Origin of the sequence: Nostoc sp. MS1 (genome assembly GCF_019976755.1) — a bacterium.
Taxonomy (GTDB): domain Bacteria; phylum Cyanobacteriota; class Cyanobacteriia; order Cyanobacteriales; family Nostocaceae; genus Trichormus.
The window spans coordinates 218,868-237,474 of sequence record NZ_AP023441.1 but is presented as its reverse complement, the minus strand read 5'-3'; the positions used below and the strand labels follow the sequence as shown (position 1 = coordinate 237,474).

Here is an 18,607-nt window from a genome sequence, read left to right as displayed (position 1 = left end):
TCCGCATCATATGACAAAATGAGCCTTGCACCCTGGCGATCGCAGTTGATGTAGTACTTCCTGATTACGAGCGGCAAGAACCAGTTTTGCCCCGCGTTTTGCAGCCATTCTGGCGGTGACTAAACCAATACCACTAGAAGCTCCAGTAATGACAACAACTTGATTTGCCAAAGGTTTGAGTGAATTAACCATGCTTTAAAGTTTTGATGATTTTAGTAACTTTGTTTACTTATGAATGTAATTATTAGTACTTTCATCATCCTCTTGTTGAAGAAGTAGGTTAGGGTTGATTGATGTTAAGTTAAATTGTAATAACCAATACGTAAACTTGTATTTAGGGTATTTAGGCGATCGCTTGTTTTTTGGGCAAAATCACCAAATCACGTTGCTCCCTTTGCCGCCGACTCTGTGCCTCATCGATTGTCGATCAGATCCTCTAAACTGCACACATGACACGTTTACTTGTAATCCAAACTTTACAAACAGCACTAAATTACCTAGCTCAAGTGATTCAGTGGCGCTTGGACTCTGACTTCGGCGATCGCGAAGCAGAAACGGTGGCAATGATGCCGAGTCCACCAGCCCAATGGTTAACAGCAGAAACGCCTCTCACCAGCTTTATTCGCCATTATCAATTAGATATTGCCGCCCAACTAACTTTATTGATAGCCTTGGCTCCCCACTTACAACCTGACTTTTTTGATCGAGCGATCGCCGCACAGTTACCCCAAGCGGGAGACTATCCGCAAATTGGCGGCTGGCGAGGTAAATCCCATCGAGGTTTTCTGCCAACGGGTGAAACGGTATTGTTTATTTTAGGGGGTAGCGAGTTTAGCGATCGCCTCTACCTACAACAAATTTTCAGCGAAGATCATCCATTTGCCCGTGAAGGTGTACTCTACCTCGATACACCACCAGAAGGCGAACCATTGATGAGTGGCAAACTCGTCATCACTCAAGATTACATCGACCTATTCATTCAAGGACACTTTTCTCGTCCCCATTTTAGTATGCGTTTTCCCGCCCAGCGCATTACCACAGACATGGAGTGGGAAGACTTGGTTCTCAATGCCCAAACCTTACAACAAATTCACGATTTAGAAGCCTGGATTATTCATGGCCCCACCATTCTCTATGAATGGGGGATGAAAAGGAAACTCAAATTAGGTTATCGCGCTTTATTTTATGGGCCTCCAGGTACGGGTAAGACGCTCACAGCAAGTCTTTTAGGCAAGTATACAGGTAAAGATGTTTATAAAGTAGATATCTCAATGATGGTATCCAAATTTATTGGCGAAACAGAAAAGAACCTCGCCAATCTCTTTGCTAGAGCCGAAAGTAAAGATTGGATTCTCTTTTTTGATGAAGCTGACGCTCTGTTTGGTAAGCGTACCAATGTCCGTGATGCCCATGATAAATACGCTAATCAGGAAGTGAGCTACCTACTACAGAGGGTAGAAAACTACGATGGTTTGGTGATACTATCTTCCAACTTCAAAAGTAATATCGATGAGGCCTTCATCCGCAGATTTCAATCGATTATTCAGTTCCCCATACCCAGTCCCAAAGAACGTTTGCAACTGTGGCAAATGGCCTTTCCATCACAATTAAAGCTAGCCGATTCCATAGACCTTGGTCAACTTTCCACAACCTATGAACTCACAGGTTCCGACATTATGAATATAGTACAGTACTGCTGCCTGCAAGCACTAAAACAAGGTGATACACTTATTCATCAAGAAGATTTACTCTATGCCATCAAGCGAGAATTTGGTAAAGCGGGAAAGATGATGTAGGACATCGGGTATGGGGTATCCGTATTTCTTACAAGGGACTTCCAAAGAATAAGATGCACTTAAAACTTGACAAATTAATTGCCAAAAACGTCAATGACATCAAATTTTTAATTAATGTATCAATTTTCGTTTAAATAGCACAGTTTCATAATAAATTATACTATGAATGTAAGAAATATCTGAGTTTATATGTAAGAGACTATTTATAAAGTAAATCTTAAGTAGGGTGCGTCATGGCTTCAGCCTAACGCAACATCTGATCTAACGGTGTTGAGGCGCTTCTATCAGATTTTTCATAAGAACCTATAGTCAAAGTCTGCGCCTAACACACCCTACAAGAATTTTATTTTTACTTTATAAATAACCTCTAAAAGCTAGTAAAGACCTTTCTTTGCTATAGACCATATCTACCTGAAGCACCGAACAATCTCACAATAGTTTGTATAAAGAGTTATAAATATATTTAATTATTGATGAATTGTAGTGATATGTAACCCAGAGACTGACTAAAATTTATGCAAGAAACAGTAGCTCAATCAAGTCAGGAATCCATTAGAAACCTTCCAGTTATCTACAAACCGGATGAATCTCAAATAATCCAGCAGAATCCTATTCAACAGGCTATACAGTTATGGGTGGATTTCTCCGATCAGAAGACTGTAGAAATTTATCAAAAGGCGGCTGGTAAAAGTTGGGATTTGTTCAAGCAAGCTTTCGGAGTTATCTTCTTTTTATGCCAATTATTTACTGCTCTGATGATTTGGACTTCGGGTCTGGTTTTTCAAATGGGTCGGATTTTTCGTAATAAACTAGAGGTTGAGCAACCAACTATCGAGCAGACTTTATCTGCCGTGTTCCATGTTTTCTTATGGCCTCTGGCTCGGATATACGATTGGGCAGCATCATTCATTAAGAAATATTTAGGCTGGGATAATCCTTTCTCCAAAACATCTTCCGCAATCCAACCAAAACAGATATCTACCTCTGATACCACATCAATAAAAAGTTAGATTAAGAATTAAATAATGAACTAGCTACAGATTCCGCTATACCTCATGTGTGGTTGCTGCCGCTCCATTGACTATAAGAGCGATCGCACTGGAAATTAAGATACAGATGGTGCTGTACCATAAGTTAACGCAGCCCACAAGAACCGCGATGGCGTAAACGCCCGCCGGAGGCGATCCCACTACAAGCACTGGCTCTAGATGGTAGGGTGGGCAAGTTCTGGCAATTTGACAATTTCATTGGGAATTATCTGCTTTTACCCACCCTACAAGAGCCGCGATCGCATTTCCAGAGGCTCATCAAGGAATGCTTATACTAAAATGTTAAATAAAAGCAGAAAACGTTAACGATGGCAGCTAAGGATAAATTTCATGCTGTGGTGAGAATTGCTTTGGAAAAGGAGCAGTGGAAGATAACTGACGATCCTCTGCGATTGGAAGTTGGTGGAACTAAGTTTGAAATCGATTTAGGTGCGGAAAAACTGTTAGCAGCTCAGAGAGGTGAAGAAAAAATTGCAGTTGAGATTAAAACTTTTTTAAGTGATTCACCCTTAACAGATTACCATGCCGCGTTAGGACAATTTTTAAATTATCGGCTGGCTTTAGAAATCAGCGATCCAAGTCGGATTCTCTATTTGGCAGTGCCTATAGGTGTTTATGAATCTTTTTTTAAGCGGGAATTTGCCCAAATTTCTCTAGAGAGATATCAGATTAAACAAATTGTTTATGACCCAATTCAAGAGGTAATTTTACAATGGATACCCTAGAGTCTTACCGCTATATAATTCAGTCGTTGTTAACGGCTTACGCTGCTATCCCCATCGCAAATGGTCAAATTGATTGTTATACAGTTTTTGATACAAAACAAGACCATTACATGGTGATGAATGTGGGATGGGATGGTCATCGGCGAGTTTATGGTTGTGTTTTACATTTAGATATTAAAGAGGGAAAAATTTGGATTGAGCAGAATATGACGGAAATGAGAGTAGCTGTTGAACTTGTTGAGCAAGGTGTTCCAAATGATGATATTATTCTAGGATTTCAAGCTCCCCAAATGCGAGAATATACGGGATATGGAGTGGCTTAACAATAAGAAGGCGATCGCGCTTGTGAAAAAACGAATCACCAGCATAACGCACCGGCATATACAAATGGTGCGTTACATTTCATTAACGCACCCTACAAGAGTAGGCGATCGCCTAATTGCTCTGGATGCTAAAGCCGGAGAATAGCGCCACCTACAAGAATACTGCCAAAAAATTATCCATCCACCTACGCAAATATATGTAGGGTGCGTTAGCGACAGCGTAACGCACCGCCTATTATATATCCCAAATTGTATTAGGCATTTCTGGAACTTCACTCTTTCCCCACTTTAGCGGATAAATACCTTGGCTAATAAATCGATGAATAGTTGAAAATTGCCAATCTTGGGGAATTTGACATAATTTATGTCGCACAGGATTGTAATGAATATAATCGCAATGTATGACAAAATCTCTCTCATCACGGATTAAATGTTCCCAAAATCTTCTCTGCCATAAATTGCGCTCTTGGCGTTTTTGCCGAGAGGCGGAAATCTCTGTATGAATTTCCAATTGATTTTTATAATTTTTGGTGACAAAGGTTTTAATTAATCGCAGTCGCGTTGATAAATCACTATCTCCGGGTGGTAATGTCCAAATACAATGGAAATGATCGGGTAATAGCACAAATGCGTCGATGGTGAAGGGATATTTTTGACGTACATGAGTGATAGCAGTGCGGAGTGCAAGGCGTGCGATATCGGTGATGAGCCACGGTTGGCGATGATGAGTTACTTGGGTGAGGAAATAAGTACCACCAGCAAGTTTGGCTCGGCGGTAATTCGGCATAAGTATTTATTCATGGGTTGATTGTATTAAAGTACCCATTTTTGATACCGAATCAATATTCCGCGTCGGGTGTGTTAGCGACAGCGTAACGCCCTGAAATTGGCACGTTGAAGGTGCGTTACATTTCATTAACGCACCCTACAAGATCAGGCGATCGCACTTCCGAATCAATATCCCGCGTAGGGTGTGTTAGCGTCAGCGTAACGCACCGGAATTACCACATTGATGGTGCGTTTCTTCGTTAACGCACCCTACAAGATCCGCGATCGCACTAAATTGCTATTCACATGCGAACGGCCTTCTACCAAACAAACGCACCTGTCTTTTTCACCTCTCCATTGGGTTTGACAAGTGCTGAAAAATTCCGTTTCTGCTCTCCGTCATAACTCGCATTAATACCCTCAACCTGTATCTTATCTGTATGCGGTATAAGGGGGATTCTCCCCGGAGCTGTTAACCATCTTAATAACTCTCCGTTGTTCTTAATTTTCGTCAGTTCTCGGGCATCCGGCCACCTGTTCCCCTCGCTCTCTATTCGTATTTTTATATACCGCGAATTGGCTTGGCGTTTTGCCAGCTGCGCGTCCGCTCCTATGATGTGAGAGTTAACACTTGAAGTATAATCCGAATTGATCGTCTTGACTTCTGTCGCATATACTTTTCCATTCCTCACAAATCGTACGTCTGGGTCAATTGCTTCGTTCGATGCCAAGATGGGGATATCCTCCGAATCGGTATATAGGGCGGCTTCATACATTTCCGCCTTCTTGCCATCAAAACCATCGTTTAATGTCTGCCAATAATGCCTCAATCCCGCAGCCGCTGCATCCTTTGTCTTTCCTGTACGTGCTCTGTTGATTGCTGCATACACCTTAGTGCCTTCTTCATGTAGATGCTCTGTTTCACGCACATGATATGACTGATTTTGCTGTGCCGCTGGCAGATCGTCGTCTGCTAGGCGTTGATACACCTTCATTTGTGTAGTATGACTCATGGTTGCTCCTTTTGCATCCCCTACCATATAAGTAAGTGGGTTTATTGGCGACGTGGACTTTCTTTTTGCCAGTTCGCCTAATGCGTCTGCTTCCCTCTCCAACCCCTCATCATCATTCATCTGTACCCCTTTCATCTGCATCGTCGGTTTCACCCTTCCCTGCATCTGCTGGACAACGTGCCATGCTTCATGGGGTAAATGTTTCTCTTGTCCTGGTGCAACATGAATCTCTGTCCCTTGCGTGTAAGCTAAAGCCTTTAATTGGGAAGGTTTGGACGAGTTATAATGAACCCTAACATCATCTAAGGAATATCCCGATATATTCTCTATCCCAGTTTTGAGATTATCCGGTAATCCTGTCTGATTGCTGTTATTTGATTCTTCTTTTCGCTGCACCTCCCCCTTGTCCTTTTCTTCGCTTTCAAATGCGGACATTCTTTGCACTGCTGGCTGACTTATAACCTCAGCCTCTCTGGTAGTAGATTTTGCTTGAATGGCTGATGTTGAGACAGCTTTGGGCTGGAAAAAAGGTGTAGACTGCGCCCTTTCTGCTGTAAAGAATGGTTGTTCTGGTTTAGCGACAAAAAAAGGCTTTTGCGTCGCTGGCTGTGAATTTGTGCTTTTTTGGTTCTCGTTGGTTTTCATAAATTTCCCCTAAATATAAAAGTAATCTTGAGTTGCTAGTGCCATTCCACAATCAGAATGTCATCCATCATCGGCAACTTCACCATGCTGAGTCCCCAAGGTAGACGACCCAGCAAAATATCGATCGCCTGTTGCTCTACCTGAAGCTTCCAATTACCATCACCTTGGGTAAGCTTCCCTGCACGCTGTAAAAAACCCTCCCGCAAACCGTCGGGGCTGGTGCTTTTCAGGGCTTCCCAGTAGTTGATGACAGTTTGTAACAGGTTTTCGCCTTCTGTTAAGGCGGTTGCAGGTAAATCTAAGCCACGGGAAACTGGCTCATCTAATGGCCAGCCACAAAGCAGTTTGGGTAGCACTAGTTCGTATTCTGGTGCGTCGGTTTGTTTGGTAGCTAGGTAATGCAACAGGTAAATTGCTGTTTGCTGTGCCAATTCATCCCGGAATGATTCGCCATCTAATAGCCCCACAGCATCCAGATAGAAAGTTAAAAACGGATGTAACAACACGATTCCGGCTTGGTTGACATACAACCCCGCAGTTTCTTCCGACTTCGATAATCTCGAACCCCTAGCCCGTCGGGGGGGTACGTTTAGGGGGTTGGTTGGTTCTGGAGTCGGGAGTTCTACTTGTTCAACGGATGGGTTTTGCTGTGGTGTTGGGGTTGCGTCTGTGAATATGTTTGTTTCTGGGGAAGATGGCGCAGGAACACCTGGCGATTCTTGGGGAATTGGGGTTAAGGTGGAGGTTTTTGTCTCCTCCGGTGGTGTGCTGATATCAGCAGGTGTAGCAGTGAGCATCTGCTCAAGGGCATTTTGCCACAGGGTGCTGTCGCTAATTGGGAATGCGGCGATGCGCTGACGCAGGTTTTGCTGCGGGTTCTGATTGGCTATTTCTGAGGAAACTGCATCTTGGTTTTGTGTCGGTGTTGCTGCTTCGATTGGGGGAGAAGTTGCGGTTAATTGATTTGTGTTCGGTGTTAATCGCCAAGTTTGCAGGAGTTGGGTAAGCCAGCTACGAGTCCAACTTGCTGCGGGTAAGGGATTTAGTGATGGGTTATCTGAGCTAAGTTCTGCTAAGAGTAGCAGCCAAGCTTGCTGTTCCAATTGCTCACAGTTATCATTGCTCAGGTTTAAAGATTGCATGATTTCTCTAGCTTGAGCTAACAGGGTGTACCAATTTGTCCAAGCTGGCTGTAATTGCAATATCACCTGATGGCGTAAGGCTGGCGGTAACTGAGTAATTAATCTCTGTCTTGATGCTACATTATTAACCAGTAATTGCCGCAGAGGTATCTGCCAAGTGGTTTCAGTTTGGATGACTGTTTCCCAGCGTTGTAACCAAGTTTGCCAAGTTGTTGATGCTTGCTCGTCGGGTAATCGACCAGATTGTAAAAAGTACAGCAACACTTGCCAATCTGTTTGCGGACGGGTTTGAGGTGGCTCTAGCGATCGCTCTTTCTTCTCAGTCGTAGTCAAATTTAACACCTGGTTATAGGCATTCAACCACAAGTTTCTTTCAGCACGAGATAAAGCATCAATACTACTACGTAATCGTTCCCAAGCAATTTGCTTGACGTTGACATCAGCCACCAACTCATCACTTTCTCCCCCTGCTCCCCTGCTCCCCTGCTCCCCTGCTTCCTTGTCTCCCCAGCGCCAGTTTTGCACCAGTTGAGCAAGCCAGTTACTTGTCCAAGTGGTGGCGGGTAAGGGATTAGATGATGGGTTATTGCTGCTGATTTCGGCTAAGAGTAATTCCCAAGCTTGTGTTTCTAATTCCTGGATGTTGCTATTACTTAGGCTCAAAGACTGCATGAGTTGTTGAGCTTGAGCTAGTAGGGTGTACCAATTTGTCCAAGCTGGCTGTAATTGCAATATCAACTGATGGCGTAAGGCTGGCGGTAACTGAATAATTAATCTTTGTCTTGATGCTACATTATTATTCAGTAATTGCCGCAGAGGTATCTGCCAAGTAGTTTCAGTTTGGATGACTGTTTCCCAACATTGTAACCAAGTCTGCCAAGTTGTTGATGCTGCCTCGTTGGACAAACGACCATGTTCTAAAAAGTACAGCAACACTTGCCAATCAGTTGTGAAGCTGGGTGACAATTCTGCTGTTTCGGTTTGATTGCGCGATCGCACTGTAGTATCTGAGATAGCATTTAGCACCTGCTCTAGTGCTATCAGCCAAATTCTCTGCTCATCACTGGTAAATCCTTGCAGGTTGACAATGATTTGTTGACTAATTTGATTGAATTGGGAGATTTGTCCCTGAAAAGCGGCTGAATTAGTTGATTGTTGCCATATTTTCAGCAGTTGGGCTAACCAATTACGAATCCAATTTGCGGGAAATGGTTTGGTAGGTGCGTTATCTGCACTAATTTCGCTGAGTAATAATAGCCAAGCTTGCCGCTCTAGGTAGTAAATAGCACTACTGTCTAATTGCCCGGATTGCATTAGCCCCTGAGCTTGTGCTAGTCGGGTAGACCAAATTACCCAGGCGGGTTGTAGCTGTAATATTAACTGGTGTAGAAAAGATTCTGGTAACTGCTCAATTAGACGTTGCTTTGCTGCTTGGTTAGTTGTAAGTAATTCCCGTAAAGATTGCTGCCAACTGGTATCATTTTGCATTACTGCTGCCCAACGGGGAAACCAAGCTGACCAGTCTCCTGAAGGACACCACCAAGGTAAGCGCCCATAGCGTAAAAAGTAGAGTAACACCTCCCAATCTGATCCAGGGCGATCGCGGGTAATTTTTTCAGTTTTTGCACTACCTACCAACCTATCCGCCAAATGATCTCCTAAAGTCTCCCTAAGTGCTTTGATTAAATTGCGGATAAATTCATCAGCTAAAAATCGGCGGTCAATATAACCTATGTCCACCACTACCCTATCCAGCCGAATCACCTGCTCATCTTTCAGCAATTGGTCAAAAAGACGCTCCATTTCCCGCACACCCTGCTGCTGAAATAAGCGACTCATGTCTTCCTGTAAACTCCATACATCAGCTATTTGCTCAGTATTGAGTTCTAGTACAGTTTTTCCAATGATGTGGCGTTGTTTGTTCATAGCAAGGGTTGGGTAGCAGAGGAGCAGAGGGAGAGAAAGAGTTGTTACATTTCTCGCCTTTGGGGTATTGGTAGTAGTTACCCAAAGATTTAGCAGCTTCTTTAATTAGGATTAACGCCTTTGTTATCCTCAGTATTACTACCCTTGGTGTCGAATAGGACACGTAGGCGATTAAGTAATGTAGCCGACTTGGGTGTGGATGGGTTAGGGGTAGGGGTGTTTGTACCAGTGTCATTATCATCTATGCGAATGATTGTAGTAGAAGTTACCCCTGACGAGAGTACACCGTTAATTTCCTTAACAGGTTGTGCTTGAATAATATGGTTGCCGACAATATTGAACCAGCCATCGGGTAGGCTGTAGGGTGTATTCATTGGTCTACTAACCGTCTCTTCATCACCAGGAGCAGTATAAGTAAATACTATGCTGTCTAAGGTAGCAGGGATAGTTACTGCTGCGATCGCATATTCACTGTTTTCATCTAGCTCTTTTAATCTAAAACTGTTATTGCTTCCCAATGGAATTGTTCTAGGTTCAGCAGTTACATTTGTAATACTACGAATAACTAAATTAAACCCTTGTACAGCACCAAAGGGAATAGCAACGTTTTTGGTAACTGGATTGCTGATACAACCACCAAGATTTTCTGGTGTAATTACCTGCAATGTAATAGAAACCTGTGCGCCAGTTTGCCAATTATTAAAATCATAGTTATAGCTAATTAAGAACTGATTATCATCAGGATTGCTGGTGTTAGCTTCACCGTTAGGATGTTCCCAGACTAACCTCATGGAACTATTTTGTGCTGGTTGAATATTGAATACTCGCACGGAAAATCCATTAGCATTGATTTGGGAAATTTCTGCTTCAAAGTCACCTACAGGAACCCGATGTACGGTGAGGTTTTCAACGTGCTGGCTGGTACAGTTATTTTCATTGACGATTGTATACTCAATGGTAAGTGTTACTTGTTGTGCATCACCGATTTTCACTGCACTAGGAATCAATTGCGGAGGATTAGATTGGGAATCAAGTACATCATCAGAAATATCTTTGTCGCCAATTAATACTCGGAATTTACCACCCGCAACTTTGGATATAAGTTTCACAGGTTGAGCATTCGCACAGATATTAGTTTGATTTTCTGCTTCACTACCGACATGGAAATTTGCATCTGATACGGCGAAAATTGTCAAAGTTTTCTGTGCAGAGTTAGTGCAACCTTGACTGCTGCTGATGGTGTATTTTAATGTTATCTGTGTAGATGTTTCGTTGTCGCCTAGTTTAATAACACTGGGATGGAATAGATTATTAGCGAACGCATTTTCAATGACTGTACCTTGTGCATCTAGCACTTGGAATGTACCACCCGTCACCTTGGCTATAAGATTAACAGCTTCATCATTCGCACAGAAACTAGTTTGATTTTCTTCACTACCTACTTGGAAACTCGCATCTGGTAAGGCGAAAATTGTCAAAGTTTTCTGTGCAGAGTTAGTGCAACCTTGTTCGCTGGTGATGGTGTATTTTAAGATAACCTGTGTAGATGTTTCGTTGTCGCCTAGTTTGATAGCACTGGGATGGAATAGATTATTAGCGATGGCTGCGCCAACGTCTGCGACTAACGCATCTTCAATCACTGTACCTTGTGCATCTACAACTTGGAATGTACCACCCGTCACCTTGGCTATAAGATTAACAGCTTCATCATTCGCACAGAAACTAGTTTGATTTTCCTGACTACCTACTTGGAAACTAGCATCTGGTAAGGCGAAAATTGTCAAAGTTTTCTCGACAGAGTTAGTGCAACCTTGTTCGCTGGTGATGGTGTATTTTAAGATAACCTGTGTAGATGTTTCATTTTCGCCTATTTTGATAACACTGGGATAAAATTGATTGTTAGCGAACGCATCTTCAATTACTTTACCTTGTGCATCTAGCACTAGGAATGTACCACCCGTCAGCGTCGGTGTTAAGCTTACTGGTACATCATTAATACAAAAACCAGTTTTTTGCGGATCACTACCTACTTGGAAATTTGCATCTGGTAGCGCAAAAATTGTCAAAGTTTTCTCGACAGAGTTAGTGCAACCTTGACTGCTAGTGATGGTGTATTTTAATGTTACCTGTGTAGATATTGCGTTTTCACCTAGTTGGATAGCACTGGGATACAATTGATTGTTAGCGAACGCATTTTCAATCACTTTACCTTGTGTATCTAGCACTTGGAATGTACCATCCGCCAGCATCGGTGTTAAGCTTACTGGTTTATCATTAATACAGAAAGAATTTTTATCTGGATCTTGACCAATACTAAACCCTGCATTTGGTAAGGGATAGACAGTTACCGTCAATGTATCAGAAGTGTCATTAACAGTATAGATAAAAGTAATTACTACTTCTAGACCCTTAGCTAAATCGTCTTTACTAGCTTGGTTGATGCTACTAGGTTGAAATAGTTGTTTGATACCTTCAAATACAACTCCTTCTCCTTTAACCGTACCACCTTCTGGTTCTAAAATGAATTGATATTTTTTGTAATCATTTTCACAAAAGACCGTTTTCTCTAGCAAAATTATCGGTCTTGGTTTAGCTATTATATAATTGATTGCTGGTGCATCACTACTACAACGATAAGGTAAGCAAAAATCACCGACAACTACATCTTTACGCTCTCGCAATTCTTGGAGTAGTTTTTCCCGATTGCTGATTGATTCTTCAAACCTATCTGGTGGTAAGCAAGCAGATTCTTTAATAGTTTTCGTGCGTAAGCTACGTAATTTATAAATAAACCGATCTTTGTCAGCCGCTAGTAGTTGATTAATTTCTTCACCATCTACATATACTAAAATAAATGTCCCACCTTTTGGGACTCCACCTAAATGTTCTACACCCGGATACTGTTCAGCGAATTTGTTGAACAAATGCAGTTTTATCATTTGTTCTAGTCGGCGTTGATAAGTACTTATCAATTGTATAATTTCAAAATAGTTGAGTTCCTTGGCTGCTTGAAGTTTTGCAATTTTGTAGTCTTTTTTATTAACATTAACAATAAATTCTTCAGGCAACCCTTGCAACCAATTGTAAAGTGTTTCAATATCTTGAAACTCCGGTTGTGCGATCGTTGGTTGTTCTGAATTATTCTTAACAGTAAAACTTCCTAAAGAGAGTAAAATAGGTGTATAATTATTGTTATTTGTATTATCTTTACTTGGGAGATTTAGCACAGAATCCGTTAAAAGTTTTAGGTAATAATTAGGATTTTTATCTACTATTCCGTAAGTTATTTTTTCCAAGGAAAGACTGTTTGCTATTTCTCTGACGATGCGTTGTTGTTCCCCATTAATTTCATCACCATTAAATTGAGAAAAATCGATATTCAAATCACTAAAATCTTGGAAATTATTTCCCTTAGTATCATTTTTCTTAATAACGTATTGTGCAATTCGCTTATTGTTTTTATCGAGGATAAATAGCTGATAAGTTTGGGTTTGATCGCCTTTGACAAATTCATAAGCTTCTGGTTGACGGGCAAGCTCTAGAATAGGATTATATACTTGATTGAGATTGATAGCAGTCAAACTAGGTTGATCAAATAAAACTTCTTTTAAAGTATTAAGTAAAACATTCTCTGATGCTGTTTTTTCCTTAAGAAAAATTGTTTGAAAGTTCTGTTTTAACCGACTAAAATCTAATTCTAAGTCATCAAATTGTCCAGTAATATTTAAATCTTGAAGGCTGGCTTGGCTACCAACTTTTAGGGTGATGACATCAAATGGTAAATTGTAGAGTTTCTGGTATTCTTTGATGCGTTTAAATACGTCGCCGTTAGCTTTACCAATATGTCCTTCAATGCGGTAAAAATTATGTTTATCTAAACGATAAACTAAATCTTCCCCTGGGGGAATAGCTGGTGTATTGTCACTATTTTTGTGAGAACAATAAGCAGGGAGGAGGTGACTTCTACCTTGACGATAAGCATCGTAATTCCAGTAACGATAAATTTTTGGATAGTTTAAGTAATAAGGAATAGCTTGTTCGCTCAGGGGAACTGAACTATCTTTACTAGGAGTAATCTTTAATGGAGTGTCAGAAAATGGTAGTAGGTAAAAGCTGGTATTTTGACATAGGTTAATTAGGCGATCGTACAGATAACGTACTTGTTTAACACGCTGTTGATTACCGTTATAAATAGGTGGCTGGTTGAAGTAACTACGATAGGGGGAAGCGGGTTCATATACTTTAGGTGCTTGGTTGGGTTCTGGAACTATTCCCAACATGAGAAATTTGGGGAATCGCTGAGTATCAGGAGTGCAATCATCCATTAAATCAAAAGCTGCTGCTGCTAATTCATCAAAAGCCGCTACTAATTGACTCAGGTAATCATAAAAATATTGTATGGCGTAGGTTGGTTCAGCTTTTTCTGATGGTATGGGGGTTTGGTTATCTTGTGATGCTGAAATTCCTTTGAGTATTTCTTCTAGGCGTTCTTTCAGTCCATTAAAATCGGCTTGAGAATTGGGGTTAAAGGAACTAAAGAAAGGTGAGAATAGGCGAAATAGCTTGCGAAAAGCGTTATCAATTGAGGCGATCGCATTTTCACAAATCCGGCGGTATTCCTGCCAAAATGCCTCATAGTCACTAATTTTGGTTAAATCTAAAATACTAATATTGTCAGATTGTTTATAGCCAAAGCGTTGTATTTTAGGTGCAAAATCTTTGAATTGTTTCTGTTCCAGTTCTTCTTGGAGATAGTTATTCCGTGCGGTAAACAATGCTGCAATATTCTCTTCCGGCGAAAATCCGGTTTTTAGAAGCTTTTGTGCAACATCATTAGGAGCGATGAGAAAAAAGCGGTAATTGAAATTAAGTTCGTTGCTTAGGTTATCGTAATTTAGTCGGCAGGTATCACGCTTGCTCTCCTCAAGCTCACACAATACCACCAATACGCGATCGCCAAAGAAATTGTTAAACGCTGTTTCATCACGTAAACTACCGTCACTAGCTTGGTTGAGAGGTAGGCTTTCTTTCCTGCTTTGCGCAAATAATTCTATGACATTGGAATCTGTCTGTACTGCGGTGCTGACCTGGGAATCAAACAAAGTCGTCAACACCAACTGTTCTTCGCAATAATGGGTCAGCTTGGTATCTGCAAGCGCGATCGCATACCCTTCAGAAGTAATACCACATCCGGCGGAAATCTGAATATGTGATGATGTTGTATCGAAAACGCTGCTTACCTCCAACCCGCCAACAATTCCCATACCAATAAAATAGGCGCGGGTAAGGCGATTTTGCTCATCAAGGTAATTAACAAGGTGATTGAGGTCATCCTTGCTCAAAACTTGGTTAGCTGTAAAAATCGGATAGCCACTGTGGTTGATAATGGTATTAATAGCTTTAATCATTTGTACTTCCTAAAACAGTCTGGTTGAGGATAATTGGTTGAGCTTGAGAGTTAGTTTGCTGGGGGTCGTACAATTTACCCTCTGGATAAATACTTCGCAGTTTGGGGAGTAATTCTACAAGATTGTTGCGTGCTGGAGTTAAATTCCTCCTGTTGTGAGCTAATTCCTGAAGCCAGTTGCGATAATAATCTTCAAACTGACGCATCTGTTCCAGATTCAGCCAAGCAATTTTTAACGCAATGTGCGCTGGTGCTTCCAGTCGCAAGGTACGCTCGACAAAACTGCGAAAATTCATATCTCGGAAGCGTTCTGGCCAGTAGGGGAGAATGATACTAATCCAAAAAGAATAGGGGTCTTGCTGCGTTAAACGCCAAGGTTCTGCTTCTGGGTTTGTTATATCATCCGCATTGATAAAAATGGGCAAAAACTTGTCGGTATCGGTTGGGGATTCCTCAGAAATAGACACAGATACATTAGTTTGTGGTAGCAAAAGAATATGCTCTAGCAGATGAAACCCTTCATCATTTACGGAATTTTGAATTGCTGTAATTGCGTTATCTCGCTCTACTTTAATGGTGTAATACTGGTTAGCTAAGATGTCTCTTTTATTGTCTTTTTCATTCTCATAAATTATTCCCCAGCCATAGGGGCCATTTTCACTCTCAATTAAACGGAAATTACCTGGCTCTTGAATTATTTTTAGCAATTGATTGACGGTTTTCCAAGCTGCGCTTTCATCAATATGCTCTTTTTTACTTTGTAATAGTTTTTCCCCGTTTTCATCCTCAATATGCACCAGATAAGTAGGCAAAAAATCCTTTATCTGTGCGGTGAGACGCGCTGTTCGCACAAACAGAAACAGGCGATTAATTGCAGCATCACGCTCTGTAGCTGTTGCATAGTTGTGGGGATGGATAGCAACTTCAGTTTTGCTATCTCCTGGTTTGCTCAGTACCTTAAAACTAAAACCGTCTGGGGTTTGGGTGGGGAGAATTGCGGCTGAATCTAAGATACCTAACAGGTGACGATAAAAGCGATCGCGGGCTGCACTTTCATTTTCTAATAATTCTGTACCCTGTAATAAGGTAACTCCCTGCCAATTTAACCGGAAACGATAGCCGGAATTTGTTTGCGTTACCGCTTCCGTCTGCAAGAATCCGTCCAGCAAGTTCAGCATTTTAAAAGTTGCAAAAGTATCTGTTTCGCTGGGTGAAATTGCAACTACTTTACCAAGTTTATCGGTAATACCCAGGTTATAGCCTTCTGGATTTGGCGGAAGATTCACATAGCGATTGAGATAACGTAGGTTTTCTGCAAACTGAGCAGCACTTTGCCAAGCATCAAGTTCTGTAGAATTATATTTTACGCTCCGCAGTATGATTTGATTGTCAGTGTTGCGTTGTAGTGTAAAGAAATAGCCTTCGTTAACTGTTTCTACTGTAAACTTAAATTGATTTTGGTTCAGTTGTATGTTGCTGAACCAGCTTTGCAAGTCTATTTCCCCTGCTTCTGGAGTTAGTAAGCGATCGCCTCTTTCTGCTAATACTTTTCCTTGGTTATCAATGACAGCATAGCCATAGTAGGTACATTTAGTTTCATTACTAGGAGTAGCGGTTTCCCCTTCTGTAGTATTTTCGTGACTAGACACAATTGAGTGGGAATTTTGGGTTGTGAAATTATAGGTAAGACGTTTGTAAAAATCCTCATGTAAGGCGAAAAGCACAAACTTCTCTAGCGCCGCTTGTGCTTCTGTTTGGGTGGTGTAAATCTGGTAACTAGTTAATAATTGCTGAGAACCACACTCAACAGAAAAGGTAAAACCACTAGTATTGACAACACGATAATGGCATAAGTCGCGTCGCCTTACATCGTCAATACCCAAGAGGCGAGAAACCCGCTTTTTAAAGCCAGAGACGTTTTCGGTGTTCCATACTTCATGCAGGTTACAGTAATTAAAAGCGCGGAAGCGATCGCGGCTCAAAGCTGGATAATCTTTTAAAAAGTTTGCCTTATCCTGGATAATTTCTGCTTCATGCTGTTCTCGGTCGCTATGTTGCTGCGTCATCTGGTAATTTAGCAGCACATAATCGCTAAAAGATTCAGCAAATCGCCCCAGGAGATGATCGAGAAATCGATTGCGGCGATCGCGATACGCTGCTGTATCTAATTCCTCTTCTAAAAATTGGAGATAATTATCATCAAGAATAGCGGGGCGATCGGGAAAATCCAAAGCCTGGATAAAGTAAGTTTGGCGCTTCTGGGAGGATTGATTTTTATCCCTTATTTCCTCTTGGTGGTTTGGATCTATTTCCCAAGAAAACAAATCCCGCACATGAGCAAGTTGGGAAAAGTAATTAGCCAATAACTGATCAAAAAATACTAGATATCCCTTTAATTGACGGGCTTGGGCTTTACGCAATGCGGAAACCGTCTCTGGTAAGCCATCCTCACTAATGCCATAATTGAGGGGAAAATCATGCTGAATTGAATAATGATCTGCAAGGTCATAATAACTACCTTGAGGTACAGGTAGATTTAATTCATAATTTTTCCGTAGATTTTTGATATACGCAGTTTGTTGTTCATAATAACGGCGCTTCACCTCATTTACATTGGAAGAGATGGGCAAAACACCTTTGAATAAAGTAATATTAGACTTTTCCATCGCCAACACCGGACTGTAACCTTCGGTTAAATGTAAATACCAGGGGTGTTGAGATTGAGGTAAACCATTAATATAGTTAGTGATACTCAGATGTTTAACTGCGGCGACACCAGGGACTTTTAATATTTCTTGGTAGATATCGGAAGTGTATATAATTGTCGGCTGAGTTAGATTTAGTAATTCATCAGTATCAATAAAACCATGACTTTGGTAAGACTCATCATTAATTACTGTCGGTCTACCCGCAAAGATTTCGTCTATGTTTTTGCCTTTATCTAACAATTGTTGTAGGGTATAAAACTGCAAATTAGGCGAAATAAAAGCTTCTAATCTTGTATATATTTCTACTAATACATCTTCAGCATCAGCATCATTTTTGAGTTCAATATCGCAACAAATCGCAATTTCTTCATCACCCAAAACAATCACATCTTGAATATCTTCACAGAGATTGCGATATTGACACAGTACCTTTTTCACTTCTTCAAGGGTATCCGACCAAGAAAGATAAAGCTGTCCACAAGCATTTCTGCGATATCCGACATCCAAGTCAATATACACAATGTAAAGTCCACGGGGATGTAATCGGGGGGTTGTTTCCGGCGATTGATTATCTGGGGGAGTGGATTGTAAAACACTGCGATCGCTGTTTATATAAATAGCAGGCTCATAATTTGTGACTTTTTTTAGCCAAGCATTACGCACCCCAGGAATATCAATTAGGCGCTTGCGGATATCTAATTCGGTGACTGGATTACAGCTTAATATTTCATCGGCGGTAAAAAAATTATTCTCCTGGCTATTAGGCTTTAAAGCCAGGAGATCCTGAATATCCAGATTATTGCGGTAGCCCAAATCTGTGACTGCGTAACACAACACTTCCAGGATTGTCACACCAGGATCATGTAGATTATAGTCTGTCCAGAGTTTACCAGATAGAGCTTGCAGGTGCTTGATCCCGATTTCCCGTAATTTTTGAAAATCTAGGTAATCGGGAAATTCCGGCTGGCGCTTGGAGATGCTTAAATATTCCAACATGCAATTTAGATATTTTTAATAAACAAAATGAGTATTAATCTCTAACCTCTGTGGTTCAATAAATTATTTTTCAACCGCAGAGAACCCAGAGAGAAAAGGGGTTTTTAGG

At 41.2% G+C, this 18,607-nt stretch carries 10 protein-coding genes and 2 pseudogenes; 6 read left to right on the top strand and 6 right to left on the bottom strand.

Going from position 1 to position 18,607, the window contains the following annotated elements; all coding sequences use genetic code 11:
* Positions 1 to 42 precede the first annotated feature (42 nt).
* Positions 43 to 192 (bottom strand): annotated as a pseudogene (locus NSMS1_RS00995) (SDR family NAD(P)-dependent oxidoreductase); the annotation flags it as partial.
* A gap of 257 nt (positions 193 to 449) precedes the next feature.
* Between NSMS1_RS00995 and NSMS1_RS00990 the strand changes: the two are divergent.
* The 6 genes and pseudogenes from NSMS1_RS00990 to NSMS1_RS00965 all read left to right on the top strand — a co-directional run bounded on the left by NSMS1_RS00990 (position 450) and on the right by NSMS1_RS00965 (position 4,038).
* Complete coding sequence (locus tag NSMS1_RS00990) at positions 450 to 1,796, top strand: ATP-binding protein (protein ID WP_224090194.1); 1,347 nt, start codon at positions 450 to 452, stop codon at positions 1,794 to 1,796.
* An 11-nt stretch (positions 1,797 to 1,807) separates the two neighbouring features.
* Positions 1,808 to 1,921 (top strand): annotated as a pseudogene (locus NSMS1_RS00985) (IS4 family transposase); the annotation flags it as partial.
* A 390-nt stretch (positions 1,922 to 2,311) separates the two neighbouring features.
* Complete coding sequence (locus tag NSMS1_RS00980) at positions 2,312 to 2,806, top strand: hypothetical protein (RefSeq protein WP_224090193.1); 495 nt, start codon at positions 2,312 to 2,314, stop codon at positions 2,804 to 2,806.
* Positions 2,807 to 3,153: 347 nt separating this feature from the next.
* Positions 3,154 to 3,570, top strand: coding sequence for a XisH family protein (locus NSMS1_RS00975; RefSeq protein ID WP_224090192.1), 417 nt, complete (start codon positions 3,154 to 3,156; stop codon positions 3,568 to 3,570).
* Complete coding sequence (locus tag NSMS1_RS00970; protein WP_224090191.1) at positions 3,558 to 3,893, top strand: XisI protein; 336 nt, start codon at positions 3,558 to 3,560, stop codon at positions 3,891 to 3,893. Before NSMS1_RS00975 ends, NSMS1_RS00970 begins: the two co-directional genes overlap by 13 nt.
* Positions 3,880 to 4,038 carry a hypothetical protein gene (locus NSMS1_RS00965; protein WP_224090189.1) on the top strand — a complete coding sequence of 53 codons (159 nt, stop codon included), beginning with the start codon at positions 3,880 to 3,882 and terminating at the stop codon, positions 4,036 to 4,038. Before NSMS1_RS00970 ends, NSMS1_RS00965 begins: the two co-directional genes overlap by 14 nt.
* A 90-nt stretch (positions 4,039 to 4,128) precedes the next feature.
* On the opposite strand, the gene NSMS1_RS00960 is transcribed toward NSMS1_RS00965, so the two are convergent.
* The 5 genes from NSMS1_RS00960 to NSMS1_RS00940 form a co-directional block, all read right to left on the bottom strand.
* Positions 4,129 to 4,680, bottom strand: a complete 552-nt coding sequence (locus NSMS1_RS00960) for an REP-associated tyrosine transposase (protein ID WP_224090187.1) — start codon at positions 4,678 to 4,680, stop codon at positions 4,129 to 4,131.
* 301 nt (positions 4,681 to 4,981) lie between these two features.
* The gene (locus tag NSMS1_RS00955; protein ID WP_224090177.1) at positions 4,982 to 6,319 is read right to left on the bottom strand and encodes a DUF4157 domain-containing protein; all 1,338 of its coding nucleotides are present in this window, start codon (positions 6,317 to 6,319) and stop codon (positions 4,982 to 4,984) included.
* Between the two features lie 35 nt (positions 6,320 to 6,354).
* Positions 6,355 to 9,387 (bottom strand): contractile injection system tape measure protein, encoded by a 3,033-nt coding sequence (locus NSMS1_RS00950; RefSeq protein ID WP_224090174.1) that lies wholly within the window; start codon positions 9,385 to 9,387, stop codon positions 6,355 to 6,357.
* A gap of 101 nt (positions 9,388 to 9,488) precedes the next feature.
* The gene (locus tag NSMS1_RS00945) at positions 9,489 to 14,795 is read right to left on the bottom strand and encodes a hypothetical protein (RefSeq protein WP_224090172.1); all 5,307 of its coding nucleotides are present in this window, start codon (positions 14,793 to 14,795) and stop codon (positions 9,489 to 9,491) included.
* Positions 14,788 to 18,498: a hypothetical protein gene (locus NSMS1_RS00940; RefSeq protein ID WP_224090160.1), complete on the bottom strand. Its 3,711-nt coding sequence runs from the start codon at positions 18,496 to 18,498 to the stop codon at positions 14,788 to 14,790. The genes NSMS1_RS00945 and NSMS1_RS00940 overlap by 8 nt, the downstream gene beginning before the upstream one ends.
* Positions 18,499 to 18,607 lie beyond the last annotated feature (109 nt).